Consider the following 24,898-nt stretch of genomic DNA (forward strand, 5'->3'; position numbering starts at 1 on the left):
TCAAGCTGCCGAAGGGCCTGCCTTTGGCGTATCTGGTTCGCTCTTGCATGTTCCTTATCGCTTCCGGGTGCGAGAAAATCATGGCAGAATCATTCCGTTTTCGGTATGATTCTGCCATGATGTCCGTTCAAGAGTATGCTCAAAAAGCTAAGGTTTCAGAGCGAAGCGTGCGCGCCCGCTTAGAACGTGGAATGCTTCAAGGTCGTAAATTGGGAAGCCGCTGGGTTGTCGACGCTCTTCCCGCTGCGCACCGCAGTAATGCTGGCCGTCCTATTTCCTTCGATGCATTCAACGCTTTGGCGCGTTACTGCGATGGTCAGTCATCTGTTCTATCTGCTGAGGAACGCCGCAGGGCAAAAGAACGCGCCTCAGCAATTCAGGTGCAAGGACCTGCGTCTGTTGAGCGATACCGAGCTCGCCGCGGTCTGAAAGTGCATCATCTGCAGGCTCCTCCCGCTGAAATTCCTGCAATTTTGGAAGACTCTGCATTGTCGCTTACCGGCATTAGTAGCGATATTTCTCAGGTGTACGGCTCAATGGTTGATGCATATATCTCGCATCAGGATTTAGAGAACATTATTTTTCTGTACAATCTGGTTCCGGCGTCCGCAGGTTCAGCGAATGTTATCTTGCGTGAATGCGATGAGCCGCCCCATATTCTGCCCCTGCATGTGGCGGTAGATCTTCTAGATTTGGGGGATCCGCGAAGTTCTGCTGAGGCAGAGCGCATTCTTCAAAATTCTGTTTTCAAGAAAGCGTCTTAGTCATGACCGCATCCCCTATTTTGATTCCTGCTATTGGGGCAGAGCGTGCCTCTTGGCTTGGTCTGGCTGATATCTCAGACTGACTTTAAAAATCTTCTAAAAGACAGAAGCTAACTAAAACAAAGAATGGCAGAATCGTTCCGGTTTCGGAATGATTCTGCCATTTCTTTATCTGCCCACCCGCACTCAGCATGTACGAGAGGCAAGGAAAGTGACGAGACTTAGCGGACGTCTCCATCCACGTAGAACCAGGCGCCGCCCACCTTCTCAAAGCGCGACAGCTCATGCATGCTGCCCTTCACCCGCTCCTCCGCAGGGACACCCGGCACCGAACGGTAATACGCAACGAACTCCACCGTACCGGACGCATCAAACGGGCCACCCGAAGCACCCAGAATATCCAGGCGATACCAGCGGATATCATCCTCCAACTCCAAGGCGGGCGGGCGAGTACTCGGATGCCAGCTCGCCAGCAGATACGCCGCATCCCCAGTCGCAAACGCGGTAAAACGCGAGCGCATCAGCTGCTCCGGCGCGGGAGCAGTCAACGTGCCGGAGGCGGCAAACTCGCCCAGGAACCTGCCGCAGCAGGCGCCGTACACCTCGCCGCTCGAGCAGGGGCAGCGGTCATCATGGTTCAGTTCAGTCATGCCACCCAGTATAAAGAACGCGCCGCATCAAAAAAGCACCGCATGAAGAAACGCCCGCTCTGCCGAGGATACAAATCCTCCAGCAGAACGGGCGTTCTTGTTTTCAATCGTTAAGTTTGAGCGAACCTACACGGTACGCATCAGCGGCAACGCTTATTCAGCGATTGCGCGAGCCGGGGTGTCAGCAGCCGAAGGCTTGCCCACGTATGCGCCGCGGTACTTAGCAGCCGGGTGGGAGTCAGCAACCTTGGTGTGGCCCTTACCGAAGATGTTCTCACGCAGGGTGTTGCCTTCGTACTCGGTGCGGTAGCGGCCGCGCTTCTGCAGCTCGGGAACAACGTACTCGATGAAGTCCTCGAACGAACCCGGGGAGACGTGGTAAGCCAGGTTGATGCCGTCCAGGCCACCCTCGTCGATCCAACGCTCCAGCTCGTCAGCAACCTGAACCGGGTCACCAACAATGACCTCGCCCATGCCGCCGAGGGTGGTGTGCTCAGCGATGTCCTTGCGGGTCCACTTCTTGTCCTTCGCCTGCAGGGTGAAGGGGGTCAGGAAGGACTGAATCGACTCGGTCTGCACGTAGTTCAGGACCTCGTCCTCGTCGAACTGGGACAGGTCAACACCGGACCATCCGCCGACAATAGCCTGTGCAGAGTCGAGGTTCACGTACTTCTTGTACTCCTCGTACTTTGCCTTTGCCTTCTCCTCGGTCTCATCCACGATGACGGAGAGCATTGCGAGGATCTTGACGTCGTCGCGGCTACGGCCCTGCTCCTCGGCAGCGGCGCGAATACGGTCGGTCACAACGCGGGTCAGGTCCGGGCGCAGGGCGCTGATGAACACAGCCTCAGCGTGCTTACCGGAGAACTTCTGACCGCGGCTGGATGCGCCAGCCTGGAAGATCACGGGGGTGCGCTGCGGGCTCGGCTCGGTCAGGGAGATGCCGGGCACGGAGAAGTACTTGCCCTTGTGGCCAATCGGGTGGACCTTGGAGGGGTCGGCGTAGATGCCGCGCTCGCGGTCCTTGACGACTGCGCCGTCTTCCCAGGAGCCTTCCCACAGCTTGTAGCAGACATCCAGGAACTCGTCAGCGATCTCGTAGCGCTCGTCGTGCGGGATCTGGGTGGGCAGACCCTGGTTCTCAGCAGCCGAAGGCAGGTAAGAGGTCACAACGTTGAAGCCGACGCGGCCCTCAGTGAGGTGGTCGAGGGAGGCGTAGCGGCGAGCCAGAGTGTAGGGCTGCTCGAAAGTAGCGGCAGCAGTCACACCGAAGCCGAGGTGCTCGGTCACTGCAGCCATTGCAGAAATCTGGGTTGCGGGGTCATTCACGGGAACCTGAGCGGCACCCTCAATGGCGGGAGCGGCAGAGTTCTTGTACACGTCGTAGATGCCGACAACATCAGCGATGAACACGGCGTCGAACAGGCCGCGCTCAAGGGTCTTAGCCAGGTCAGTCCAGTACTTGATGGTGTTGTACTCGGTTGCGCGGGAGCGCGGGTGACGCCAGAGGTCGAAGCTCTGGTGACCGATGCAGGTCATTTCGAATGCGTTAACTACGATGCGCTTCTTCTGCTCAGCCATCGATTTTCCTTTCGCGAATGATCGGGGACGATCGGGTTTGTACCCTGCACCCCGCGCGCCGCCTCCTTCTTGCCTTCTGCGTTCGGTGGTGGCCTTCGTGCAGGTGGCGCGTTCGCGCCGTACTTGCCTCTTTTCGTTGAGGCCAGATCATCATCTGGGGCACCCCGCTACGGGAGAGGGTTGCCGCCCGGCTAGCCAGAGCTTAGCGCCGGGACTCATGATCTCGTGGTTTGAGTGTACGGGGCGCGCGGGAGGGAGGTCACGTTTGTGACGAAAAAATCTTTTTGTGACGTGGAACCGAAATATTTCGTGATAAATGCGAAATATACGGTCATAGAAATTCATACGCGCCCGCCGGGTTGATTGAGGCACGCCACAGCCCATAGGGTGGGAGAAGCAAACCATCCAGAGCGACTGAGAGACCTGGCTCCACGACGTCGCAGCAACCGACACGGATTCTTCCGCCCCCGGTGCTAACGCCAGGAACGATGGAAGTGACATGACACTCAACAGTGCAGTAACTGACGTACCCACCAGTGAAAAGAACGGCCGCCGTGCCGTATCCACCGCCGCCGTCCCCTTGAGCTTTGAAGACGTCGGACAGTCTTTCCCCGTGCCCGGCGGAACCCACGAAGTTCTTCGCGGAGTCTCCTTCACCGCAGCCCCCGGCGAGATTATCTCCGTCATCGGATCCTCCGGATGCGGCAAATCCACCCTCCTGCGTGCAGCAGCAGGCCTGAACCGCATCACCGCAGGTACCGTACGTATCGGCGAGAAGGCAGTGACCGGCCTCGACCCCCGCGTAGCTATCGGCTTTCAGGAACCGCGTCTGCTCCCCTGGCGCACCGTCGCCGACAACGTGGCGCTCGGACTGCCGCAGGGCACCAAAAAATCTGAAGGCACAGCATCCGTAGCGCGCCTGCTCGACCTGGTCGGCCTGGGCGAATACGCAACCCACCGTCCTAAGGAAATTTCAGGCGGTATGGCTCAGCGCGTGTCCCTGGCGCGAGCGCTCGCACGCAACCCCGGCGTGCTGCTGCTCGACGAGCCCTTCGGTGCTCTGGACGCGCTGACCCGCATCAACATGCAGGATTTGCTGTTGGACGTGCACCGTCAGGACCCGACCACGATTCTGCTGGTCACCCACGATGTGGAAGAGGCGCTGTACCTCTCTGACCGGGTTATTGTTCTCGGTAAGGACACCCCGGAGGCGCCCGCCACCATCCAGCGCATTGTGACCGTTGACCGTTCTCACCCGCGTGACCGCGCCGATGCAGAGATCACGGCGCTGCGTAGCGAACTGCTGGCTGAGCTCGGCGTGGAAGATAACGCCTAAATCTGCAGGCAACACCAACGCCGCCGCATTTCATCTCATCACCACACATCATCATCTTCAGAAGCGAAAAGATTTCATCATGACTTACTCCCCGTCTCGCCGTACCGCCCTCAAGTCCCTTGCCGCAGCCGCCGCTTTTGCTACTCTGCTCAGCGCCTGCGCCGGTGAAGGTTCCGGTTCCGCTAACGCCTCCGGTGCTGCCGGTGGTGGCAATCAGAACACCGTGACCATTGACTACGCGACCTACAACCCGCTGTCCCTGATTATCCGCAAGAAGGGTTGGCTTGAGACCGCCCTCGCCGCGGAGGGTAAGAAGGTTGAGTGGGTCAAGTCGGCTGGTTCGAACAAGGCGAATGAGGCGCTGCGTAGCGGCAATATTGATGTTGGCTCGACCGCCGGTTCGGCGGCGCTGCTGGCACGCGCTAATGGCTCCCCCATCAAGGTCATTAGCCTCTACTCGCAGCCGGAGTGGTCGGCGCTGGTGACCCGCAAGGATTCGGGCATCACCAAGGTTGCGGACCTGAAGGGTAAGACCGTTGCCGTGACCAAGGGTACCGACCCGTACTTCCTGCTCCTGCAGGCACTCAAGCAGGAGGGTATTTCCGCTTCGGACCTGACCATTCAGAACCTGCAGCACGCCGACGGCCGCACCGCCCTGGATAACGGTCAGGTCAACGCGTGGAGCGGTCTGGACCCGATCATGGCTGCCGCCGAGGTGGAAAGCGGCGACGTGCTCTTCTACCGCAACCTGAACTTCAACACCTACGGATTCCTGAACGCGACCGAGAAGTTCATTCAGTCCAACCCGACCGCCGCACAGACCATCGTGGACGTGTACGAGTACGCTCGCGCCTGGGCTAAGAAGAACCCCGAAGAGGCAGTGAAGATTGTCGAGGAGGAGTCCGGCATTAAGCACGAGACCGCCCAGGTCGTCATGGAGCGCACCCACCTGGATATCGACCCGGTTCCGGGCGCTAAGCAGGTTGAGGTTCTCAAGGGTGTCGGCCCGATTCTGGTCGAGTCCGGCGACGTTCCCTCCCAGTCCGACGTGGACAAGGCACTGAACAGCATCGTGGACGACCAGTTCGCAAAGAAGGCTGACAGCGCAGCCGTCGAGAAGATCGCAAAGGTGGTTGAGAAGTAATGACCGCCGCAACGGTTACCGCCGCCTCCAGCGCTCGCGCTGAGCGTGCCGAGAAGCGTGTCTCTTCCGTGAAGCTGCCGTCGAACCCGTTCGCCGGTAAGCAGTACCTGGGTTTGATTCTTCCCCTGGCACTGATTGCTCTCTGGTACATTCTGAGCACCAACGGCGTGTTCACCCAGGTTCAGCTGCCCTCCCCCGACCGTGTGGTCAGCGCCGGTGTTGAGCTGGCGCAGCGCGGCGAGTTGGGCCGCCACGTGGCGATTTCTACTCAGCGTGTGCTGATTGGTTTCGGTATTGGTGCCGTGCTCGGCCTGGTGCTGGGTGCGCTGATTGGCTTGTCTGCGCCGGTGCGTCTGATTGCCGCACCGACCATTGGTGCGCTGCGTGCCGTGCCGTCCCTGGCGTGGGTTCCGCTGCTTCTGCTGTGGATCGGTATCGGCGAGAATTCCAAGGTGACCCTGGTTGCTATTGGTGCATTCTTCCCGGTGTACACCACGGTTTCTGCGGCTCTGGCACACGTTGACCCCAAGCTTGTGGAGGCGGCACGCGCCTTCGGTCTGAAGGGTCTGCGCCTGTTCACCACGGTTCAACTTCCCGCGGTTCTGCCGTCGGTGGTCTCGGGTCTGCGTCTGGCGCTGGCTCAGGCGTGGCTATTCCTGGTCGCCGCCGAGCTGCTGGGTGCATCCATGGGCCTGGGTTACCTGCTGACCGACTCGCAGAACAACGGCCGCACCGACCGCCTGCTGCTCGCCATCGTGGCGCTGGCGGTGCTCGGTAAGATTACCGACGCCCTGGTGGGTGTTTTCGAGCGCTGGGTGAAGGCGAAGTACCCCAGCAACTAACGCCACCAGCAATTAGCACCACCGCTAAACGCAACACTCAGCACGCGCTGAGTTTTAGGAGAGATGTCCGCCGCGTGGTTGCTCCCCAAAGGTGAGCAAATCATCACTACGCGCCGGAGAAAGAAGTCGGCGGGGAAACCTGTCGCCTACTGAATGATGATGATGAATCCCGCCCCGCGCCCCACAGCAGTGAGCGCGGGGCGGGGTCTTTAAATATGTCGTTATATTACGAACTGGTACTCACCATTCCGAATATGACGGTCCCCTTTGCGTCCACCCCCTCGAGCGCGCTTTACTAAGAAGGCAAACCATCCAGAGCGACCGAGAGACCTGGCTCCGTGACGTCGCAGCAACCCCCTCGCCAACGCACACACAGACCCCACGGTCACACAGACAGCGGCGCGGCGAGCAAGGGTGCTAATGCCAGCAACCGATGGGAGAATAATGGGACTGCCCACCCCCTACTCGTTCACCGACCCGCTGAACCCCACTCCGAACCCCGCGCTCGAATCTGACGAGGCACGCGTCGAGTTCTGGGAGAAGCAGGCGCAGCGCCTCACCTGGGCTGAGCCCTGGCACACCGCGCACCGCTTCGAGAAGCCGAAGTCCCTCGGCTTCGATGAGGACGGCATCGAACAGTTCACGATTCCCGAAATTAAGTGGTTCGAGGGCGGTAAGCTCAACGTCGCCTACAACTGCGTAGACCGCCACGTGGAGGCGGGCCGCGGCGACAAGGTCGCCCTCTACTTTGAAGGTGAACCCGGCGACCGCGAAGCCATCACCTATGCCGAGCTGCAGCGCCGCATCGCGAAGGCAGCGAACGGCCTGCTGTCCCTGGGCGTGCGCAAGGGTGACCGCGTGGTCATCTACCTGCCCGTCATCCCCGAAACCATTATCTTCACCCTCGCCTGCGCGCGTATTGGTGCGATTCACTCGCTCGTGTTCGGTGGTTTCTCCGCCGAGGCGCTGAAGTTCCGTGTGGAAGACACCGGCGCGAAGGTTCTCATCACCACCGACGGCCAGAACCGCCGCGGCAAGGTCGTTCCCGTGAAGGTCAACGCCGACGAAGCATGCTCCGGTGAGAACAACATCGAGCACGTTATCGTGGTGGACCGCACCAGCGCCTCCGACCCGGTGGCGCACGCCGCTGTGCCGTGGACTGAGGGCCGCGACGTCTGGTACCACGACCTGGTGGACGACCAGCCGGATACTCACGCCTACGAACTGCACGACGCCGAGGATCCGCTGTTCATTATTTACACCTCCGGCACGACCGGTAAGCCCAAGGGTCTGGTGCACACCATGGCTGGATACCTGGTGCAGACCGCGTACACTCACGCGCTGCTGTACGATCTGCTGCCGGATTACGTGGACGAGAACGGCGTGCTGCGCCCCGACGAGCTGTCGGCTGTTAATGACCCGGAAAAGGTTGAGTCCACCGTTCACTGGTGCACCGCCGACCTGGCGTGGGTGACCGCGCACACCTACGAAATCTACGGTCCGCTGGTCAACGGCGTGTCCGAGGTGATTTACGAGGGTACCCCGAACACCCCGCACTACGGTCGCCACTTCGAGGTCATCGAACGCTACGGCGTGACCAACTACTACACCGCGCCGACCCTGATTCGCTCCCTCATGGGTGCGTTCCCGAACGGCCCGGAGCCCGGCAAGTACGACTTCTCGACCGTGCGTCTGCTCGGTTCGGTGGGTGAATCCATTAACCCGGAGGCGTGGCGTTGGCTGCGTCAGCACGTGGGCGGCGGCACCGCGGCGTTCATCGACACCTGGTGGCAGTCGGAGACCGGTTCGACCGTGTGCTCCCCGCGCCCGCACGACCCCGCATTCGCACCCGAGGGCACCTACCCGGAGGGTACCCCGCACTGCACTCCCCTGCCCGGTTGCGCTACCCGCGCCGTTCCCGGCGTGTCCACCCGCGTGGTGGATGAGCACGGCGACCCGGTCGAACCCGGCAAGCAGGGCTTCATCGTGGTCGATAAGATTGGCCCCTCGATGGCTCGTACTGTGTGGCAGAACCCGCAGCGTTTCCTGGATTCTTACTGGCGTCACTATGGCGAGCACGGCTGGTTCCTGGCCGGCGACGGCGCGAAGGAAGACGAAGAGGGTAACGTGTACATCCTCGGCCGTATTGACGATGTGATTAACATTTCGGGTCACCGCCTGTCCACGATTGAGATTGAGTCAGCACTGGTGACTCACCCGGCTGTGGTTGAGGCTGGTGTCTGCCCCGTGGAGGATGAGCTGACCGGTCACCAGGCGGTCGCCTACGTGACGCTCACCGATGAGGGTAAGGACCTGACTGAGGATGAGCTGAAGGCAGCGCTGACCGCACACGTGCGTGAGCACATCGGCCCGATTGCTAAGCCGAAGGATGTTGTGGCGGTTGCCGATATCCCGAAGACCCGTTCGGGTAAGATTACTCGCCGTCTGCTCGGTGAGCTGTACCAGGGCCGTTCTTTGGGCGATGTTTCTTCGCTGCAGAATGAGGAGGCGCTGGGCCACATCGCGCAGGTGCTGGTGGATACCGGCCGCGTGAGCTAGGCCCTCTAGGCTCCGCTGCTGGGCTGAACGCTGAGCTGAAAAGCTGCATAGAGTAAAGGTGCGGATACCGAATGATGATTCGGTATCCGCACCTTGCTATTTTATTGAGCTGACAAGGCTCTTTATCGGCGGTGTGCCGACCAGTCAGCCTACTTAATCAGGCCCAGCGAACGAGCGTGTTCAGCGGTAATGCCGCTCGGCTCAATGTGCTCGGGGCCCTTGTCCTTCTCGGGGTGCTCGGTCGCCTGGAAGCGGATCATCTTCATATCGTTTGCGGCACCCAGGTTCGTGATCATGCCGTCACCGTTCAGGTCCACGGACACCGGCTCGGTGTCGATTTTGCCGTTGCCGTTGAAGTCAATCGGCTGGTTGGCGGGCTTGCCCTTGTACAGGAAGCCAGCCGCGCGGGGACCGAAGCCACGCGCCTCGTACAGCTTCGCCTCGTTGAGCATGCGGTATTCGGCGGTGGAGTAGCCGAAGTAGCGGCTACCGTCAGCCATGGGCACGCCGGTGAGGGTGTACTGGTAGTTCATGACGCTGTAGTAGTTGGGCTTGTAGTTGATTTCGTCCCAGCCGCCGTGGCTCAGTGCGAGGTTGTGGCCGAGCTCGTGCACGAACACTGCCACGCGGATGTTGCTGCTTGCCTCGCCCCAGAAGGTCGGGCCGACGGTGACCATAAAGTTACGACCGCCAAAGTTAGCGATACCGGAGGAGTAGCTGTTGTCGTAGTAGTCGCCCCAGATCATGTAGTGGAAGGTGCCTTCGCGGGCGGGGTTGAACTTACCTTCGGTTGCCTTGATTCGGTGGAGCGCCTTGAATTCGCTGTCGAGTGCCTGGTAGCTGATTTCGTTGCCGCCGCCCAGGTTGTACTTGGCGCTGCGGGCGCTACCGGCGTCCAGGTGGATGTTCACGCCGGTAGTGCCGTCGGGGTTGCGCAGGGGCAGGTCGGCATAAATCTTGGTGATGCGGTCCAGTTCGTCTTCGCTGGGCAGCAGGCCTGCCATGTAGTCCATCTCTACGAAGATGTCCTTGTGCTTGGGGTCGGCGCCCAGTGCGGGGAAGTCGACGTCGATTTTGCCGTCGCCGTCAGCGTCGTAGCCCTTCATCTCCCAGGTGTTGGGGATGCCGTCGCCGTCGATGTCGGGGCTGTAGGCGTTTGCCGCGGGGGCTGCGATAGTGCCCAGGCAGAGCACTGCGAGGGAGGCAAGCGTGACGCGTGCGCTCTTCAGAAATGCCATGTTGTGTTCCTTAGTGTGTGGTGACCGGTGGTGTTTCGGTGGAGCTTGCCGGGAGGACGTTCTCCACGGTTTCCATGATGCTCCCGTTTCACGCGCTAGGTGAGCTGGGTGCCGTAATGTTCATACATTGAGGTAATAGTTGAGATAATTTTGAAGATGAGCTGAATTACATTAGAGTATCAGTAATTCAAATCACACGCATCACCACATTCTTCACAACAAGAGAGATTCTATGACTTCTTCCTCGAACACCACTAACGGTCTGAACCGCCGCGCACTCATCAAGGGTGCCGCATGGAGCACCCCCGTCATCGCAACCGCAGCGGCGGTACCCGCCTACGCGGCGTCCACCGATGCGCAGGAGACCCCGACCATGAGGTTCGGTGTCTTCACTCAGGCGTTCAACTCGAACCCCGCCAACGACTTTGATACCCGCTACGGCCTGGATTCCTACACCGTGCAGGTACCCAACATCACCGCAACCTCCACCACCCCGCAGAGCCGCGGCGGCGGCACTTTCACCCCCGGCGGTAGCGTCGGTGCAGGCCTGTACGGTGGTGCGGGCCTGTGGATTTCTGCACCCATCAACTCCAAGGGCGAGTTCCAGGGTAGCTCCTGGCTGTACCCTCATGCGCACCTGCAGGTGACCTTCGAGTTCACTTTCCCCACCGCCGCGGATGTCACCGACCCGCTGCTGTGGGACGTCGATAACGACGTTGAAATCCCGGCACTCGCTAAGAGCGAGGGCGGCGTGAAGACCAACAACCCCGCCGTGGCGGCGTTCAACGGCATCGCATACACTGCGAAGTTCTACGAGCCGACCATCGAGGACAACGTCTGGACCGGCGTACTGGATATCCGCACCTCCGACTACCTGGAAGCCACCGCGAAGGACGGCGTGAGCTACGCACAGGTGCTGGCTTCGCTGGTTCCGGTGTACTTCACCGAGGTGACTTCCAGCTACACCCTGACCACCACCGCTCAGATCACCAGCGGTAACGTCGCAATGCAGCTGACCGAGGGTGGCGAGTACACCTTCCAGGATCTGGCTGGTTTGCGCGCTTCGGCAACCATCACCCGCTAAAGTACCGAGCATAAACAAGGGGGCCCGGCATCCATAACGGATGCCGGGCCCCTCGCCGTGTTTAAGGCTTATCCTACTGGGCACCGCCGGTAGCTACTAGAGGCTAGTCCTTCGCGGGAACCAGACCCTCAGCTGGTAGCAATAGTTCATGACGCTCAGGTAGTTCGGCTTGTCGTTCACGTCATCGGTGCCGCCGGGCAATAAAAACCTAGCACTTCATCATAACGCCGTCTTGAGCCCCGCACGAGAATTCTCATCATGCGGTGCTGTTTGAGCGCATCAGCACAGGGAATGCGGGTATCTGTCGTTCTCGGGAAGCATAAGAAAAACCATAGACGTTGCGGCACAGCAAGCCTATTCTGGATATACAAGTATTTTTCAACATACAGGAGGATACGATGGCTAACGTTACGATCATTGGCGGGCACGGCAAGGTTGCTCTTCTGGCCGAGCCGCTGCTGGTGGAGCGCGGGCATGCGGTCAATGCGCTTATTCGCAGGCCGGAGCAGTCAGAGGATATTGTCACGCGCGGGGCGAACCCTGTGGTCGCTGACATTACCGCGTTGAGCACCGAGGAGATGGCGAAGCTCTTCAAGGATTTACATACAGAAGTGCTGGTGTGGTCCGCGGGTGCGGGCGGTGTAGGTGGCCCCGAACGCACCTATGCGATTGACCGTGACGCTGCGATCCGGTCGATGGATGCGGCGCGGCTGGCCGGTATTAAACGGTACGTGATGGTATCGTACCTGGGCGCGGGTTCCGGGCACGGCATCGACCCTGATGACAGTTTTTACGCCTACGCCGAGTCGAAGACGATCGCCGATGAGCACCTGCGCGGCTCGGGGCTGGATTACACGATTCTGGGGCCGGGGACGCTCACCCTTGAGGAGGCAGGCGGCATTACTCTGGGGATTGAGCCCGCCCACACGCCCGGCGCCGAATCTAATACTCCGCGGGCCACCGTTGCCCAGGTGCTGGCGGCGGTTCTTGAGGACCCGTCCACGGTTGGGAAGGCGCTCCCGTTTATTGGCGGGCCCACCCCGATAGCTCAGGCTCTCGCATCGGCGCCTAACAGCAATAAGCTGCGCTAGGGTTTGCCGGATGCACCCGCCCCGGCTGAGTGCGGACGCGTCCCGAGCCTCTTCACGGGTTTGGGGCGTGTTTTTCTCTCACGCAAGGTTGGTGCCGCATCGCTCAGTATCCTAAAGTACCATGTATTTTTAGAGCAACTGCAAGAGGTTCCCGTGGGATTCTTCGATCTCTTCGCCGACAAAACCCCGGACGAGCCCGCCGAGGCGTAGCTTACCAGGACATTTCTGGTCTGACTGCTTCGGCGACCATTACCCGCTAAGGGGCATGAGCCGCTAAGACAGCGAATTTAAAACACCAGGGGCCCGGCATCCATATTGGATGCCGGGCCCCTTTGCTTTCGGGCTCAGCCTATCGGCTGCCGCCGAGGTAAATTGTCGCAAAAAGTAGTTCCCAAAAAAAGAGAACTGTATTACAATGTATATATAGTCTTTAGGAACGAGGTACCAACTATGGAAAACCTAGTAATTTCAGTCTTTAACACCGAAAGCGAAGCTTATCAGTCCTTTGCGGATTTGAAGGCTTTCCGCCAAACTCAGACGACCAAGGTTGCTCAAATCGCCCTGGTCAAAAATGAAAACGGTCATATCGTTGAAAAAGAACGCTATGATTTTGAAGATTCAACGACGGATGCAACCCTAAAAGGTGGCTTGCTCGGTGCAGTTATCGGGCTTTTGGGTGGTCCTATCGGCGTCTTGTTTGGTTATGGTATTGGTAGCCTCAATGGTTTGGTTGCTGGTGCTACCGTTGATACGGCAGAAGCTGGCCTGATTGACGTTGTTTCTCAAAAATTGACTAACGGTGAAACAGCCGTTGTTGCCTTGGTGCAAGAAGACAACGAAGCAGTCATCGATGCTTACTTCACCAAGTACGACACCCAAATCGTGCGTTGGGATGTAGCAACCGTCGTAGCCGAAATCGAAGCAGCTCTGCAAGTCCAAGAAGACCTCTACAACCAGGCGCGTGCACAGATGAAGGCTGAACGTAAAGCCGAACGCAAGGCTAAGCTTGAAGAATTCAAGGCGAATGTCAAAGCAAAGTTTGACAAATTGAAAGCGTAAGCACCCAAGCATCTCATAAAAAATAGGCTATCTACTTCTGGTAGATAGCCTATTTTTTTAAAAACTAGATTTTAGAAAGAGGAAGTGAGGATTTTGGCTCAAGATCTTGAACAAATCAAGGAAGACAATGGCAAAAATACCAAACTCAAGGTGGGGATTTTAGCCATCTCTCTTTCTCCAGGTGGATGTTGATGCCGGTGGTGCCGTTCGGGTTGCGGAGGGGAAGCTGGGCGAAGGATTCGGTGATGCGGTCGAGCTCTTCCTCGCTGGCGAGCAGGCCGGGCATGTAATCCATCTCCACGAAGATGTCCTTCTACAGCGGGTTATTGCGCTCTCACGAGGTTTCAACACCTCAGGGCAACAATAACCCGCTTCATCATACACAGAGTGCATATAGATTTTCTCCGGTATAGCACCATATCTCAGGTTATGCACCGCTTATGCCGTAAAAGCGCTCTGATAAGCCTCTATTTAGTGTTTTCTGCCTCAGACTCTGCCCCAGCGTTCTGCGCGGCACCCTTCGCCTCGGAGGCCTTCTTGGAGGCGTAGAACAGGCACACGACTGCGCCCACTGCCGCAGCAACCAGCGGAAGCATCATGGAATCCGCCATTGCCGCCGCGTAGGGTTCACGCAGAATCTGCGGAAGTACGCCGCCTCCAGCACCGCCGTGAGAGCTACCGCCCGCTGCAACGGCCGGGCCCAACGCGGACAGGTGCGAGGTAATTGCAGAAGCCATAATCGTGGTAATCGCAGCCGAACCGAGCACCGACGCCATCTGGCGGGTCTCGTTGTACACGCCCGAACCGGCACCGGCACGCTGCGGCGGCAGGTTACGGGTCGCCGACACCGACAGCGGACCCCAAATGCAGGCATTCGCCGCACCCAGAATAATCATCGGGCCAACCATCAGCCACAGGTTGCCGTCCGCAACCATCGTTGGGCGGAGCAGAGCAAAACCAACAACCATCAGCGTAAAACCAATTACCGCAATCCACTTCGGGTCGTTACGGTTCAGACGCGCACCCACCACCGGCGCCAACACGCCCGAGAACAACGCCATCGGCGCAGTCATCAGCGCAGCCTGGGTCGGGTCCAGGCCCTCAACCTGCTGCAGGTACAGGGTCAGCGGGAACGCCATGCTGATAGCGACCACACCCATAGCGGAAATAGCCACATTCGACACGGAGAAGTTACGGTCACTGAACAGGCTCAGCGGAACCAACGGCTCACGCGGGTTAATAGCCTGCCACCCGATGAACAGCGCCAGCACCAGAATGCCGGCAATAATCAGGCCCCACACGCTCACCGCAATACCGGTGCCCATAAACGAGTCAGTGATGGTGCCCCAGTCGTAGGTGGCGCCTTCCTGAATGCCGAAAACCAGCAGGAACAGACCGACCGCCGAAAGCACCACGCCCAACCAGTCGAAGCTGTGCTTCTTCTGCTCGAACACCGGCACATTACGCCACGCCAGGAACAGGCCGGCCAGGCCAACCGGAATGTTGATGAAGAAAATCCAGCCCCAGCTGAGGGTATCCACCAGCACGCCGCCCAGAATCGGGCCAACCAGCGAGGCAATACCCGCAGTCGCACCCCAAATGCTCATGGCGACACCGCGCGCATTCGGCGGGAACATCAGCGTAATCAGAGACATGGTCTGCGGGGTCATCAGCGACGCACCCAAACCCTGCACCACGCGGGCGGTAATCAGCGACTCAACATTCGGCGCCAGACCACACCACAGGGAGGCGAGCGTAAAAATACCCATACCAATCATGTACAGGTTCTTCTGACCGAAGCGGTCACCCATACGACCGGTAATGAGCAGCGGCACCGCATACGCCAGCAGGTAGGCGCTCGTCACCCACATACCCGCCGACAGGGATGCATCCAGATCCTGCAGCATGTGCGGCAGGGCGATGGTGACGATATTGCCATCCACCAGGATCATGAAGAATCCAACAACCAGGGACCAGAGAGCAGGCCAGGGCTTGTAGGGTGTCTTCGCCGGGTTACCGACGAGAGGCGCTTTCTTGGGGCGGGAACTCATGATCCTCCAGTGGATGAGCGTTGCGGGTAGATGTCTGTGTGTTCGGCGTTGCCGCTAAGTGAATGCCCCTAATGTTACTCCTTTTCAGGGCGCGGCTTCGGTTGCTCTACCCTAATTCAGCTGTTCACGACGCGTGCGCGAGGCAACCAGGCAACAGGCGCCCTGATGCCACCCCGAAGCACTCTGAACCCACTAGACTGAAGCTATAAAGCTAATCCGGGCGCCGCAACCGGCGCTCACCCCCATCAAACCACCCTCAACGAGACGACCACGGGAGGACCCATGGGTTTCTTTGATTTCTTCACCGACCGCACCCCGGCAGAACCCGCCGAAATCCGCCTCGTCGCCCTCGTCAGCGGCAAAGTGCAGGGCGTGGGCTTCCGCTGGTGGTGCGCCGGAACCGCCAAGCCCATGGGGCTGACCGGCTACGCCGAAAACCTCGACGACGGGCGCGTGAAAGTCGTTGCGGAAGGTACCGCCGTCTCCTGCGCTCGCCTGGTAGATATTCTGCGCGGCGGCGACACCGCGGGCCGCGTGGATGAGGTTCTCGTCGAGTGGGAGGAGCCGAGCGGCTCGTTCCGCGGCTTCGGCATTCGGTAATAGTCCCCCGTTCTTTATGTAGGGCGCGCCGGGCGTCATCCTTGCTGTGAGGAGACGCCCGACGCGCCCTTTGCTATGCGCGGGTTAGTTTCTCGGTTCTCCACAGAACACTGCGCCAGTTTGCCCTAAAGCCTTAGTTAGCCCCAGAGCCTAGTGAGCCCAGAGCGCCGCAAATTGCGCGCGGGTCATATCGGCGCGGCGCACCCGATGCTGCACCGGGTGACCGTTCTCGTCGGGGCGGCCGGAGTTCGGGTCAATATCGTCGTAGATGCCGGTGAAACCCGCTTTAACCGCCACACGTTCGGAGGCCTCGTTACCCGCCAGGGTGGTCCAGCGGACAGTCTCGAGACCCAGCCCGAGCGGGTCGAAAGCGTAGCCGAGGACGGCTCGTAGCGCCTCGGTCATATAGCCCCTGCCGCGCGCCTTCGGGGCGGTGTAATAGCCCAGTTCGGCGCGGGTTCCGGGGCTTTCGGGGGTGCCGTCAGGTAGGCGCAGCTCGATACTCCCCGCGAACACACCGGAGGCGTCAATCGCCCAGCGCTGGATTTGCCCGGCAGCAATCTGGCGGGCAGTGGTGAGTAGGGAGTCCTCGGCGTCAGCGCGCGTGTAGTTTAGCGGTACGCGGGTGAAGCGGACCATCTGCGGGTCGCGGCAGGCTTCCACGATGTCGGGGATATCCGCCTCGCGCAGGTGGCGCAGGGTGAGGCGTTCGGTAATGAGTTCGGGCTGGCTGGGCTCTGCATGTTCGCTGTGTTCTGAGAAGTCGCTGTGTTCTGAGAAGGCACTGTGTTCGGGGGTCATGATTCGAGCTTAAACCCTCAGGTTTTTGCGCCGGAAAAGCTTTTGTGGGCACCCCAGGATACTCGGTGATGCAAATCATAGTTAAACACTTCTGTTTTAATGCGTCATCACTTGATTATTATGAATTATTCATAATAAAATAGTTATCGAGCCCGCCCACTGGGCAGTAAGAATAAGCGCCGCGCAACGAATCCGCGCGGCACGAAGCAGAAAGAAGAACACTATGGCAGTTCTGACCATCGGCGACCAGTTCCCCGCATACGAGCTCACCGGCGTTGTCCCCGGTAAGCTGGCTGACATCGAAGCAACCAAGCCCGAAGACTACTTCACCACCGTCTCCTCCGAGGGTCTGGACGAAGACACCTGGCGCGTCGTCTTCTTCTGGCCGAAGGACTTCACCTTCGTTTGCCCCACCGAGATTGCAGCATTCGGCAAGCTCGCTGACGAGTTCGAGGCACGCGACACCCAGGTGATCGGTGTTTCCGTTGACAACGAGTACACCCACTACGCATGGCGCCGCTCCCACGAAGAGCTCGTGGACCTGCCCATCGTCATGGCATCCGACCTCAAGCGCGAACTGACCGCAGCACTGGGCATCCTGAACAAGGACGGCGTTGCAGACCGCGCAACCTTCATCATCGACCCCCACAACACCATCCAGTCGGTCTCCATTACCGCTGACTCCGTCGGCCGTAACACCGACGAGGTGCTCCGCCAGCTGGACGCACTGCAGTCCGACGAGCTGTGCGCATGCAACTGGAAGAAGGGTGCAGCAACCATCGACGCATTCAAGGAGATGAAGTAATCCATGAGCATCGATAACCTGCGTTCGGCTCTGCCTTCCTACGCGAAGGACATGAACCTCAACCTGTCCTCCCTGCCCCGCATTAGCTCTCTCACCGAGCAGCAGCTCTGGGGCGCAATCCTCGCAACCGCAGCAGCAACCAAGGTTGACTCTGTTGTTGTTGAGATTGCTGCAGAGGCTAAGGAGCACCTGAGCGACACCGCTTACGAGGCTGCTCTGGGTGCTGCATCCATCATGGGCATGAACAACATCTTCTACCGCACCCGTGGCTTCCTGAACGGTGCATACGATGACCAGCGCGCAAACCTGCGTATGCAGATCATCGGCAAGAACGGTGGCATTGAGAAGCTGGACTTCGAGATGTTCGCTCTGGCAGTGTCCGCAGTCAACGGCTGCTCCCACTGCGTTGAGGCTCACGAGCACACCCTGCGCGAAGAGGGCGCAACCAAGGAGCAGGTCAACGACCTGATCCGTATTGCTGCAACCCTCGGTGGCGTGGCACAGGGCATTCAGCTGGCTGAGGCACTGGGCTAAACCCACTAAGCGTTAGAGCTTACACAGAAGCGGCGCATCCACCCCTTTACGGGTCGGATGTGCCGCTTCCTCTATGTCCTCAAGCCCAGCAGCGTGTTGGGCAGAAGTTTCTAAACTCCCCCGATTTGGCGCTATACAATGCCTGTATGCGGTACTGTATTTTGGACTCCACCAGCCCCCTTCCCAGCGTGGAAGAACTTACTGAGCTTTACGATTCTGTGGGATGGAGTGCCTATACCAAAACACCCGAACGTCTCGTCCCGATGGTGGAAGGATCGCGGTATCTCTACACCGCACGAGAGGCAACCACGGACGGAACGGGACGGCTCGTCGGGCTAGTCCGCGCCGTCGGGGACGGACACTCTATCGCCTACATTCAGGACCTCCTAGTGCATCCGCACGCCCAACGACAGGGCATTGGTTCTGCGCTTCTAAAGCGTGTCATTGAGGACTTTGACCGAGAAGACATTCGACAGCGACTCATTACTACCGACGTCGGTACTGAACACGCCGTTGCGCTCTACAAACGCTACGGTTACGCCCCCGTAGAGGCAGCAGGATGCATCACCCTTGCATGCTATCGATAAGGCAATATCGCATGCGGCTTGATACGGCTCGACTCGTTCAAGCTGGCTGAGGCACTGGGCTAAACCCACTAAGCGTTAGAGCTTGAAACAAGCGGCGCGTCCACCCCTTTGCGGGTCGGATGCGCCGCTTTGTTTTATGTTTTAGCTGCCCGCCGAGCCCGTGCGCAGGGCGGCATCCCAGCTACTCGCCAGGCGCGTCGCCGCGGCCACCAGAGCCACCAGATCCTCGGCGTACACCGGGGTCGAGCGCACGCCCGCACACCAGTCAATCGTGCCCAAACCCAGCCAGGGCTTACCCGGAAAGAACTCGCGCCGCAGCGCCACACGGCGCTTACCCAGGGCGCGGCGACCCGGCACGTACCCGCCGCGGCTGATGAACAGCGCCTCGCAGCCCTTGGACTCCACCAGCACCTCCAGGGCCCTCAGCGCAGGAACCCAGCTCGGCTCCCCCACGCTCGCCAGGTCGGCCAGTTCGGGATACTCGCTCTCGTGCTCCGCCACGCTCACGCCCAGGATGTACTGGTAGCGCACCTGCCCGAGCTCCTGCGGCAGGCCGCGGTCGGCGGTCTGAATCGTGCCGCACAGGTGCCGAACGACCGGCTCACCTTCGGCGTTCACGCCGGTCAGGGGCTCGCCGTCCCGGTAGATTGCGGGGCCGTCCAGATAGAGCCCCACCGCGCCGGTACCCGTGATGTTGGGACGCACCGACCAGCCGGGAAGCGCCTCCTCCAGGCGGGGCACCACGCCCCGCAGGATTTCGAAAACTTCGTCACGCGATACCGTCACGGCGGCTCCTTTCACCTTACGCAGATAACGATTTGCGATGTGGCCCGGTCTATCAAACGACCGGGCCACATGCCTTCAGTATTCGTCTAGACCCAGCTTAGCGAGCGCTCAGCTTATGGGAGGGTAGCCACACCATGAGCGCCGACAGCGCCGCACCGGCAAACATCATGATCGCCATAGACTCCACCGCATTCAGGGGGCTCAATGCCAACAGTAGCGAAGAAATGATGCCACTACCGTCCTGGAAAGAACCCAGCGCAGAAACAATCATGACAGAGCATTGGGGGTGGAGATTCACTCATTCTACGCACATCTTTTAACGCGCCCACAAGCTTCTCCGTTACGTCTCAGAGCTCGTCATGAGCACCTTTCAACTAGGAGCAGAGGCGGCGGCGGGTCTACAATAAATCGGTGCCAGTTCAGGTACGCGCACAGGCAAACAGAGCCGGATGCGGTGATAACGTCGTCACCCGACCCCCCCGTTGCGCGCACTTCCCCTACCGGTACCCACAGCACACGCATCACGTACGCAGGAGAACGCCCATGCACGAGCTCTTTGACCCGGATCAGGTATTCCGCATCGTCGACATTGCCGCCGTTGTCGCTAACGGCCTGCTCGGCGGTGCTGTGGCGCGCGCCTTCCGATTCGACATTGTGGGCTTCCTACTGCTTGCGGTCGCCTGCGGCATGGGCGGCGGTATGATTCGCGACATCCTACTGAACTCCGGACTGCCCGTGGCACTCACTGACGGCGGCTACTGGGTGGGTGCTATCGTTTCTTCCATCCTTGCGTACAGCATCGATTTGAGTGCCCGCTGGGCGACCCGAACCATGCTCGTTGTCGACTTCGTGGGCATGGGATGCTGGGCTGCAACCGGCACCATTAAGTCCCTGAACTTGGGTCTGCACTGGCTGCCCGCTATCGCGTTGGGCATCACCACCGCGGTCGGTGGCGGCGTTATCCGTGACATTATGGTCAACCGCATCCCGGCAATCTTTGGTGGTAACTCCCTGTACGCAACGGTCGCGTTTATGGGTGCTTCTGAAACCGCTCTGGTAACCGGCTTGTTCCACCGCCCTAACCTGGCGATGGCGCTGTCTATCATCTTGTGCCTGGTGTTTGGTGTGCTCTCCCATATGAAGAATTGGCAGCTACCGACCACCCCGGGCGGCCTGCAGGTGCACCGCCCCCGCCTGCTCACCTTCTTCAACCGTGAAGAGAACTCGGTTCAGGATGAGGGCTGGTCGCCGGGTAATCCGCTCACCGACCAGCTACAGGTGGTCAGTCCTGAGCAGCTGGAGGAGTACCGCCGCTCGAAGAGGCCTTCAGAGTAGAACGAATATATGCTGAATATAGAATATGGGCTGGTTTCCGCACGTCAGATGATTATCTGACCGGCAGAAACCAGCCCATATTTACTATGTGCAATATGCCTAAATCGTGTACTCGGTGCTGTCGTACACGGTCAAGAACTTACGGATACGCTCATCATCCGAAGCAAAGAAACCGGCCGGCTCACCGTTATAACGCAGGGTACCGTTCTCCAGGAACACGATACGATCCGCAACCTTCTTCGCAAACGCCATATTGTGCGTCACGATGACCAGGGAGCGCCCCTCCTTCGCCAGCTGCATCAGCACGCGGATCACCTCCGCCTCCAGCTCGGGATCCAGCGCACTCGTCGGCTCATCAAAGAGCAGGTAGGAGGGTTCCAACGCCAAGGCGCGGGCAATCGCCACACGCTGCTGCTGGCCACCAGAGAGAGCGTCCGGGTAGGAATCAACCTTGTCGGCAAGACCCACCTTAGCCAGCAGCTCACGGGCACGCTCCTGCGCCTGCTGAGCATTCAGGGTGCCGTTGAGGGTCGGGGCGAGCGCCACGTTCTTCAACGCCGTGTAGTTCGGGAACAGGTTAAACTGCTGGAACACCATCGCCGAACGGGAACGAATATCACGCACCTGCGCGTCGGTGAGCTTCTGACTGTAGTCCACCTGCGCGTCGTCAATGGTGAGCGTGCCGGACTGCGGGGTTTCCAGCAGGTTCAGGCAACGCAACAGAGTCGACTTGCCGCTACCAGACGGGCCCAGAATCACCGTGGTCTCACCGTCGGGGATGTCCAGGCTGATGTTCTTGAGCACCTGCGTGTCGCCAAAGCTCTTCGACAGGGAATCAACGCTAAGCATTGTTGCTCCTTACGTAACGGTTACTGTACTTCTCCAGGGCCGACTGCGCGGCGGTCAGCAGAGTGAAAATCACCAGGTAAATGATGGCGACCTCGGAGTACATTGCCAGCGGCTCGAAAGTACGCGACGCGATCTGCTTACCGGTCTGGAACAGGTCAACCATCGAAATAACCGACACCAGCGAAGTGCCCTTAATCAGGTCGATAAAGTTGTTGCCCAGGTTCGGCAGAGCAATACGCACCGCCTGCGGAATGACCACGTGGCGCAGGGTCTGCATGCGGGTGAAGTTCAGGGTTGCCGCCGCCTCAAACTGGCCGCGCGGAATAGCCGCCACCGCGGAACGGAACGTCTCCGCCACGTACGCGCCGGTGTGCAGGCTCATCGTGATGATCGCGGCACTCCACACGTCCAGGGCAATACCGACCTTCGGCAGGCCGTAAAAGACGATGAACAGCTGCACCAGCAGCGGGGTGCCGCGGAAAACCCAGATATACAGCCAGGCCAGCCAGTTCACCGGGGCGAAGCGGCTCGTGCGCGCGCCGGCGGAGATGATGCCCACCAGCAGCGCCAGCGCGAAGGAGATGAGCGATAGCGGAATGGTCACTGCCACCGTCGAGGTCAGCAGCTGCGGCAGTGATTCTGCCCAGAGGTTGAGGTAGCGTTCCATGCGCGGAACTCAGCTCCTTATGAGAGTGTTAGTTCTTCGGGGAGAGGTCTTCGCCCACGTACTTCTCGTAAATCGCCTTGATGTCACCGTTGCCCAGGTGCTTCTTCAGCGACTCGTCGATAGCGTTACGCAGAGCATCCTGGCCCTTAGGCAGCAGGATGGAGGAGTTGCTGCCGGTGCCCAGGTCACCGGAGAGCAGGCGCAGGTTAGCGTCCGGGTGCTCCTTCAAGTACTCGGCGAAGGACACGGAGTCGTTCGCGGTCATCTCTGCACGGCCCGAGAGGACCTGCTCGATAGCCTCGTCGAAACCGGAAACAACCACGATCGAGGCGCCCTTCGCCTCCACCATCTTGCGGAAGTTCGAGGTCTCAGACTGCGCCGAGGAGTGACCGGAAATCTCGCTCACGTTCTGCAGGGAAGAATCCTTCTTCACGGCGACCTTCGGCTCGGAGTACAGGTAGGGTACGGAGAAGTCGTACTTCTGCTTACGCTCGTCGGTTGCAGAAACGTTGTTGATGACGATGTCGTAGCGGTCAGCGTCCACGCCGGCGATCAGCGAATCCCAGGGGGTTTCGGTGAACTCTGCAGTCACGCCCAGGTCCTTAGCGACCAGGTCGATGATTTCCTTCTCGAAACCGACCAGGGCGCCGTTCGAGTCGTGGAAGGAGAAGGGGCGGTAGGTGCCCTCCAAGCCCACACGGATCTTGCCGGCAGACTTGATAGCCTCCAGCTTGTTGGTGCTGGATGCGGTGCTGCTGCTGGACGAACCGCACGCTGCGAGCAGTGCAGCCAGGCCGGTGAAGGCGGTGCCTGCGAGGACTGTGCGGCGGTTAATCATTGCGGACATGTTTCTTCCTTTGCGTCGTAGTCGATGCTCTTGTAGGTGCGGGTTGTCACCTTGCGATAACCCGGGGGCATCATGCGGTGTGCCCCTCTCTGCGGGTGCAACGCTGGCTATCGTACAGCTATTCCCGATGGGAAAGAATTCAACGTAATATTCCGTCACAATCTGCAAGAGAGGAAAACCCGGCGGTCGGTACGCGTGTGTGCTGAGTACCGGCCGCCGGGCTCCACACTAGGATACCGGCTCAGCACCCCAGAACATAAGGGTAGGTTTACCTTAAAGCTGAACTGCCCTCCACTAGGGGCGATGCTGCGCCCTCAATCTCGCCCCAACACGCCGGATGCCCTGCCGGGCACTACACCGGGCATAGAAGGAGGGGCGCACCCGGGAATCACCCCGGGTACGCCCCTCTCTTAGCCCCGTGAGAACGCCAGCATCATAATGCGAGGCCAGCGGCAGGAATGGCCATCACGTTAAAAATCTTCCGTGATCCCACCCCGATACTGTAGCTTTCCTCCTGCTCCACTAAAGCTTTTATCGCTTTCCACGCCTCCCTCTGACGACGGGTGTTTCCCTGCAAAAGAGCAACGTTAGCGAAGCTGACCAACATACCTTTCGGGTCCGCCTCGCGGAGGTCCTTAGCAAAAATTTTGGGCTTTGCAGGGGTGTCGGTCGTCGGCATCATCCAGAGGCGAGAACCATGAGCTACGCGGTTTCTCAGAGTGGTCAGAGACCTAAGACGGCCCTCAAAGTGCTTATGGTTCACCCCCATACGCTCTGCTGTCTTTTTGTAGAGCAACATCTTTTCAGGATCTCCAGAGTCAGCGGAGGTTTCTGATGCATAACTTTGGACCACTGCATGAGAGAGAAGTCCCAAAGAAAACGAATCAACAACAGACCATAGGGGAAGCTCTTTTTGCATCATCTCTCGAAGCTCCCCAACATCCTCCCAGTCATCCAAGTTTTCAGAGGGGGTTTTAGAAGAACTTTTAGCACAGGATTTCCACCACTCCTCAATACGCTCACGAACATACGGCTCACGGTATCGCAGGATGTGCCGCATCATATCTTTGATGAGCGCATCTACTGGCCTGTCCTGGTCCATACAGAGATATGCATCCGGGTTGAGATACTCATGGGGACTACGGTAAGTGCAAAATACATCCACCCATGCAGCTCGAATCGCTTGTTCGCTCTGCCTCATGTACCCGTACAGGAGGGAAGAGACCTTCACATCCATACGCACAATATCTAAAACATCCGAGATGCCTGGGTTTTCGGGTAGAAGCCCTTCGCTCTTGTATTTGTTGTAATTACGAAAGTACCCCAGAAGGTAGTGGAAATTAGAGCATGCAAGCATGTCTCGGTCATCGTCGCTCAGGGTTATTCCCTGAGGAAAATACCTCTTAGCAACAAGGTATTCCTTCTGGTCCTCTATTGAAGGCAGAAATACGCACGATTCCTTGGGCACAACCACTGCTCTCCTTACTCGGTTCGCCGTAGAACCGAACATAAAAAAGGACCCCCTCGAGATGCGCTTGAATCAGAGGCGGAGGGGGGACTGTTACTACAACAATAACATTGGAGCTACATGCTCTCAAGGAATCTGGGTGTTTTCCCTGGTCATCTTATGGTTGCTTATATCACTGCGTCAGCATCAAAGAAGGAGGGGCGCACCCGGGAATCACCCC

24 protein-coding genes, 1 pseudogene and 2 riboswitches are annotated in these 24,898 nt (G+C 59.2%); of the genes and pseudogenes, 13 read left to right on the plus strand and 12 right to left on the minus strand.

Annotated elements, in window-relative coordinates; all coding sequences use genetic code 11:
- Nucleotides 1–80 precede the first annotated feature (80 nt).
- Nucleotides 81–764, plus strand: coding sequence for a hypothetical protein (locus HMPREF2928_RS08790; protein WP_070688301.1), 684 nt, complete (start codon nucleotides 81–83; stop codon nucleotides 762–764).
- A 221-nt stretch (nucleotides 765–985) separates the two neighbouring features.
- Here HMPREF2928_RS08790 and HMPREF2928_RS08795 read toward each other — a convergent pair whose 3' ends face one another.
- Together HMPREF2928_RS08795 and HMPREF2928_RS08800 are read right to left on the minus strand one after the other, a co-directional pair.
- Nucleotides 986–1,414, minus strand: a complete 429-nt coding sequence (locus tag HMPREF2928_RS08795; RefSeq protein ID WP_070688302.1) for a YchJ family protein — start codon at nucleotides 1,412–1,414, stop codon at nucleotides 986–988.
- A 153-nt stretch (nucleotides 1,415–1,567) separates the two neighbouring features.
- Nucleotides 1,568–2,995: an LLM class flavin-dependent oxidoreductase gene (locus HMPREF2928_RS08800; protein ID WP_070688304.1), complete on the minus strand. Its 1,428-nt coding sequence runs from the start codon at nucleotides 2,993–2,995 to the stop codon at nucleotides 1,568–1,570.
- Nucleotides 2,996–3,109: 114 nt separating this feature from the next.
- A riboswitch (SAM riboswitch) is annotated at nucleotides 3,110–3,218 on the minus strand.
- 175 nt (nucleotides 3,219–3,393) lie between these two features.
- Nucleotides 3,394–3,490, plus strand: a riboswitch (SAM riboswitch).
- A 4-nt stretch (nucleotides 3,491–3,494) separates the two neighbouring features.
- On the opposite strand from HMPREF2928_RS08800, the gene HMPREF2928_RS08805 reads away from it, so the two are divergent.
- The 4 genes from HMPREF2928_RS08805 to HMPREF2928_RS08820 all read left to right on the plus strand — a co-directional run bounded on the left by HMPREF2928_RS08805 (nucleotide 3,495) and on the right by HMPREF2928_RS08820 (nucleotide 8,876).
- Complete coding sequence (locus HMPREF2928_RS08805) at nucleotides 3,495–4,331, plus strand: ABC transporter ATP-binding protein (RefSeq protein WP_070688306.1); 837 nt, start codon at nucleotides 3,495–3,497, stop codon at nucleotides 4,329–4,331.
- 79 nt (nucleotides 4,332–4,410) lie between these two features.
- The gene (locus HMPREF2928_RS08810; RefSeq protein WP_044150835.1) at nucleotides 4,411–5,475 is read left to right on the plus strand and encodes an aliphatic sulfonate ABC transporter substrate-binding protein; all 1,065 of its coding nucleotides are present in this window, start codon (nucleotides 4,411–4,413) and stop codon (nucleotides 5,473–5,475) included.
- Nucleotides 5,475–6,317 carry an ABC transporter permease gene (locus HMPREF2928_RS08815; protein WP_049340216.1) on the plus strand — a complete coding sequence of 281 codons (843 nt, stop codon included), beginning with the start codon at nucleotides 5,475–5,477 and terminating at the stop codon, nucleotides 6,315–6,317. The genes HMPREF2928_RS08810 and HMPREF2928_RS08815 overlap by 1 nt, the downstream gene beginning before the upstream one ends.
- Before the next feature lie 444 nt (nucleotides 6,318–6,761).
- The gene (locus HMPREF2928_RS08820) at nucleotides 6,762–8,876 is read left to right on the plus strand and encodes an AMP-binding protein (protein WP_070688308.1); all 2,115 of its coding nucleotides are present in this window, start codon (nucleotides 6,762–6,764) and stop codon (nucleotides 8,874–8,876) included.
- Between the two features lie 149 nt (nucleotides 8,877–9,025).
- Here HMPREF2928_RS08820 and HMPREF2928_RS08825 read toward each other — a convergent pair whose 3' ends face one another.
- On the minus strand, nucleotides 9,026–10,114 hold the full coding sequence (locus tag HMPREF2928_RS08825; RefSeq protein ID WP_070688310.1) for a C4-dicarboxylate ABC transporter substrate-binding protein: 1,089 nt from the start codon (nucleotides 10,112–10,114) through the stop codon (nucleotides 9,026–9,028).
- A 232-nt stretch (nucleotides 10,115–10,346) separates the two neighbouring features.
- Here HMPREF2928_RS08825 and HMPREF2928_RS08830 point away from each other — a divergent pair, with 232 nt between their 5' ends.
- The 3 genes from HMPREF2928_RS08830 to HMPREF2928_RS08840 all read left to right on the plus strand — a co-directional run bounded on the left by HMPREF2928_RS08830 (nucleotide 10,347) and on the right by HMPREF2928_RS08840 (nucleotide 13,348).
- Nucleotides 10,347–11,198 (plus strand): transcriptional initiation protein Tat, encoded by an 852-nt coding sequence (locus tag HMPREF2928_RS08830; protein WP_070688312.1) that lies wholly within the window; start codon nucleotides 10,347–10,349, stop codon nucleotides 11,196–11,198.
- 398 nt (nucleotides 11,199–11,596) lie between these two features.
- Entirely contained in the window at nucleotides 11,597–12,289 is a 693-nt protein-coding gene (locus HMPREF2928_RS08835) for an SDR family oxidoreductase (protein WP_044151027.1), read from the plus strand.
- Between the two features lie 450 nt (nucleotides 12,290–12,739).
- On the plus strand, nucleotides 12,740–13,348 hold the full coding sequence (locus tag HMPREF2928_RS08840) for a DUF1269 domain-containing protein (protein WP_044150839.1): 609 nt from the start codon (nucleotides 12,740–12,742) through the stop codon (nucleotides 13,346–13,348).
- 175 nt (nucleotides 13,349–13,523) lie between these two features.
- On the opposite strand, the pseudogene HMPREF2928_RS08845 reads toward HMPREF2928_RS08840, so the two are convergent.
- Both HMPREF2928_RS08845 and HMPREF2928_RS08850 read right to left on the minus strand, forming a co-directional pair.
- A pseudogene (locus HMPREF2928_RS08845) lies at nucleotides 13,524–13,661 on the minus strand (C4-dicarboxylate ABC transporter substrate-binding protein); the annotation flags it as partial.
- Nucleotides 13,662–13,815: 154 nt separating this feature from the next.
- Nucleotides 13,816–15,399, minus strand: coding sequence for a DHA2 family efflux MFS transporter permease subunit (locus HMPREF2928_RS08850; RefSeq protein WP_070688314.1), 1,584 nt, complete (start codon nucleotides 15,397–15,399; stop codon nucleotides 13,816–13,818).
- Between the two features lie 282 nt (nucleotides 15,400–15,681).
- Between HMPREF2928_RS08850 and HMPREF2928_RS08855 the strand changes: the two genes are divergently transcribed.
- A complete protein-coding gene (locus HMPREF2928_RS08855; RefSeq protein ID WP_070688316.1) occupies nucleotides 15,682–15,999 on the plus strand; it encodes an acylphosphatase in 318 nt (105 codons plus the stop codon).
- A gap of 150 nt (nucleotides 16,000–16,149) precedes the next feature.
- Here the strand turns inward: HMPREF2928_RS08855 and HMPREF2928_RS08860 are convergent, their stop codons facing one another.
- Nucleotides 16,150–16,800, minus strand: coding sequence for a GNAT family N-acetyltransferase (locus HMPREF2928_RS08860; RefSeq protein WP_070688318.1), 651 nt, complete (start codon nucleotides 16,798–16,800; stop codon nucleotides 16,150–16,152).
- A gap of 223 nt (nucleotides 16,801–17,023) precedes the next feature.
- On the opposite strand from HMPREF2928_RS08860, the gene HMPREF2928_RS08865 reads away from it, so the two are divergent.
- The 3 genes from HMPREF2928_RS08865 (at nucleotide 17,024) to HMPREF2928_RS08875 (ending at nucleotide 18,726) form a co-directional block, all read left to right on the plus strand.
- Nucleotides 17,024–17,605 carry a peroxiredoxin gene (locus tag HMPREF2928_RS08865; RefSeq protein ID WP_005509190.1) on the plus strand — a complete coding sequence of 194 codons (582 nt, stop codon included), beginning with the start codon at nucleotides 17,024–17,026 and terminating at the stop codon, nucleotides 17,603–17,605.
- Between the two features lie 3 nt (nucleotides 17,606–17,608).
- On the plus strand, nucleotides 17,609–18,139 hold the full coding sequence (locus HMPREF2928_RS08870) for an alkylhydroperoxidase, AhpD family (protein ID WP_005507263.1): 531 nt from the start codon (nucleotides 17,609–17,611) through the stop codon (nucleotides 18,137–18,139).
- 263 nt (nucleotides 18,140–18,402) lie between these two features.
- Nucleotides 18,403–18,726: a GNAT family N-acetyltransferase gene (locus HMPREF2928_RS08875; protein ID WP_246823060.1), complete on the plus strand. Its 324-nt coding sequence runs from the start codon at nucleotides 18,403–18,405 to the stop codon at nucleotides 18,724–18,726.
- Nucleotides 18,727–18,867: 141 nt separating this feature from the next.
- Here the strand turns inward: HMPREF2928_RS08875 and HMPREF2928_RS08880 are convergent, their stop codons facing one another.
- Nucleotides 18,868–19,512: an L-alanine-DL-glutamate epimerase gene (locus tag HMPREF2928_RS08880; protein WP_070688320.1), complete on the minus strand. Its 645-nt coding sequence runs from the start codon at nucleotides 19,510–19,512 to the stop codon at nucleotides 18,868–18,870.
- A gap of 97 nt (nucleotides 19,513–19,609) precedes the next feature.
- Nucleotides 19,610–19,783 (minus strand): hypothetical protein, encoded by a 174-nt coding sequence (locus tag HMPREF2928_RS09170; RefSeq protein WP_162837467.1) that lies wholly within the window; start codon nucleotides 19,781–19,783, stop codon nucleotides 19,610–19,612.
- A gap of 272 nt (nucleotides 19,784–20,055) precedes the next feature.
- Between HMPREF2928_RS09170 and HMPREF2928_RS08885 the strand changes: the two genes are divergently transcribed.
- Entirely contained in the window at nucleotides 20,056–20,847 is a 792-nt protein-coding gene (locus HMPREF2928_RS08885) for a trimeric intracellular cation channel family protein (protein ID WP_070688066.1), read from the plus strand.
- Nucleotides 20,848–20,946: 99 nt separating this feature from the next.
- Here HMPREF2928_RS08885 and HMPREF2928_RS08890 read toward each other — a convergent pair whose 3' ends face one another.
- The 4 genes from HMPREF2928_RS08890 to HMPREF2928_RS08905 form a co-directional block, all read right to left on the minus strand.
- On the minus strand, nucleotides 20,947–21,696 hold the full coding sequence (locus HMPREF2928_RS08890; RefSeq protein ID WP_005509186.1) for an amino acid ABC transporter ATP-binding protein: 750 nt from the start codon (nucleotides 21,694–21,696) through the stop codon (nucleotides 20,947–20,949).
- Nucleotides 21,689–22,363, minus strand: coding sequence for an amino acid ABC transporter permease (locus HMPREF2928_RS08895; protein ID WP_049346553.1), 675 nt, complete (start codon nucleotides 22,361–22,363; stop codon nucleotides 21,689–21,691). Before HMPREF2928_RS08895 ends, HMPREF2928_RS08890 begins: the two co-directional genes overlap by 8 nt.
- 28 nt (nucleotides 22,364–22,391) lie before the next feature.
- Nucleotides 22,392–23,210 (minus strand): transporter substrate-binding domain-containing protein, encoded by an 819-nt coding sequence (locus HMPREF2928_RS08900; protein ID WP_049346550.1) that lies wholly within the window; start codon nucleotides 23,208–23,210, stop codon nucleotides 22,392–22,394.
- A 433-nt stretch (nucleotides 23,211–23,643) separates the two neighbouring features.
- Nucleotides 23,644–24,678, minus strand: coding sequence for an Abi family protein (locus tag HMPREF2928_RS08905; RefSeq protein WP_168165539.1), 1,035 nt, complete (start codon nucleotides 24,676–24,678; stop codon nucleotides 23,644–23,646).
- Between the last annotated feature and the right edge of the window lie 220 nt (nucleotides 24,679–24,898).

This window comes from Rothia sp. HMSC072B04 (genome assembly GCF_001813725.1).
In the GTDB taxonomy this organism is placed as follows: domain Bacteria; phylum Actinomycetota; class Actinomycetes; order Actinomycetales; family Micrococcaceae; genus Rothia; species Rothia mucilaginosa.

Coding starts and splice junctions, on each gene's coding strand:
- HMPREF2928_RS08790 (WP_070688301.1), top strand. CDS start 81: ATGGCAGAATCATTCCGTTTTCGGTATGATTCTGCCATGATGTCCGTT.
- HMPREF2928_RS08795 (WP_070688302.1), bottom strand. CDS start 1,414: ATGACTGAACTGAACCATGATGACCGCTGCCCCTGCTCGAGCGGCGAG.
- HMPREF2928_RS08800 (WP_070688304.1), bottom strand. CDS start 2,995: ATGGCTGAGCAGAAGAAGCGCATCGTAGTTAACGCATTCGAAATGACC.
- HMPREF2928_RS08805 (WP_070688306.1), top strand. CDS start 3,495: ATGACACTCAACAGTGCAGTAACTGACGTACCCACCAGTGAAAAGAAC.
- HMPREF2928_RS08810 (WP_044150835.1), top strand. CDS start 4,411: ATGACTTACTCCCCGTCTCGCCGTACCGCCCTCAAGTCCCTTGCCGCA.
- HMPREF2928_RS08815 (WP_049340216.1), top strand. CDS start 5,475: ATGACCGCCGCAACGGTTACCGCCGCCTCCAGCGCTCGCGCTGAGCGT.
- HMPREF2928_RS08820 (WP_070688308.1), top strand. CDS start 6,762: ATGGGACTGCCCACCCCCTACTCGTTCACCGACCCGCTGAACCCCACT.
- HMPREF2928_RS08825 (WP_070688310.1), bottom strand. CDS start 10,114: ATGGCATTTCTGAAGAGCGCACGCGTCACGCTTGCCTCCCTCGCAGTG.
- HMPREF2928_RS08830 (WP_070688312.1), top strand. CDS start 10,347: ATGACTTCTTCCTCGAACACCACTAACGGTCTGAACCGCCGCGCACTC.
- HMPREF2928_RS08835 (WP_044151027.1), top strand. CDS start 11,597: ATGGCTAACGTTACGATCATTGGCGGGCACGGCAAGGTTGCTCTTCTG.
- HMPREF2928_RS08840 (WP_044150839.1), top strand. CDS start 12,740: ATGGAAAACCTAGTAATTTCAGTCTTTAACACCGAAAGCGAAGCTTAT.
- HMPREF2928_RS08850 (WP_070688314.1), bottom strand. CDS start 15,399: ATGAGTTCCCGCCCCAAGAAAGCGCCTCTCGTCGGTAACCCGGCGAAG.
- HMPREF2928_RS08855 (WP_070688316.1), top strand. CDS start 15,682: ATGGGTTTCTTTGATTTCTTCACCGACCGCACCCCGGCAGAACCCGCC.
- HMPREF2928_RS08860 (WP_070688318.1), bottom strand. CDS start 16,800: ATGACCCCCGAACACAGTGCCTTCTCAGAACACAGCGACTTCTCAGAA.
- HMPREF2928_RS08865 (WP_005509190.1), top strand. CDS start 17,024: ATGGCAGTTCTGACCATCGGCGACCAGTTCCCCGCATACGAGCTCACC.
- HMPREF2928_RS08870 (WP_005507263.1), top strand. CDS start 17,609: ATGAGCATCGATAACCTGCGTTCGGCTCTGCCTTCCTACGCGAAGGAC.
- HMPREF2928_RS08875 (WP_246823060.1), top strand. CDS start 18,403: ATGGTGGAAGGATCGCGGTATCTCTACACCGCACGAGAGGCAACCACG.
- HMPREF2928_RS09170 (WP_162837467.1), bottom strand. CDS start 19,783: ATGATTGTTTCTGCGCTGGGTTCTTTCCAGGACGGTAGTGGCATCATT.
- HMPREF2928_RS08885 (WP_070688066.1), top strand. CDS start 20,056: ATGCACGAGCTCTTTGACCCGGATCAGGTATTCCGCATCGTCGACATT.
- HMPREF2928_RS08890 (WP_005509186.1), bottom strand. CDS start 21,696: ATGCTTAGCGTTGATTCCCTGTCGAAGAGCTTTGGCGACACGCAGGTG.
- HMPREF2928_RS08895 (WP_049346553.1), bottom strand. CDS start 22,363: ATGGAACGCTACCTCAACCTCTGGGCAGAATCACTGCCGCAGCTGCTG.
- HMPREF2928_RS08900 (WP_049346550.1), bottom strand. CDS start 23,210: ATGTCCGCAATGATTAACCGCCGCACAGTCCTCGCAGGCACCGCCTTC.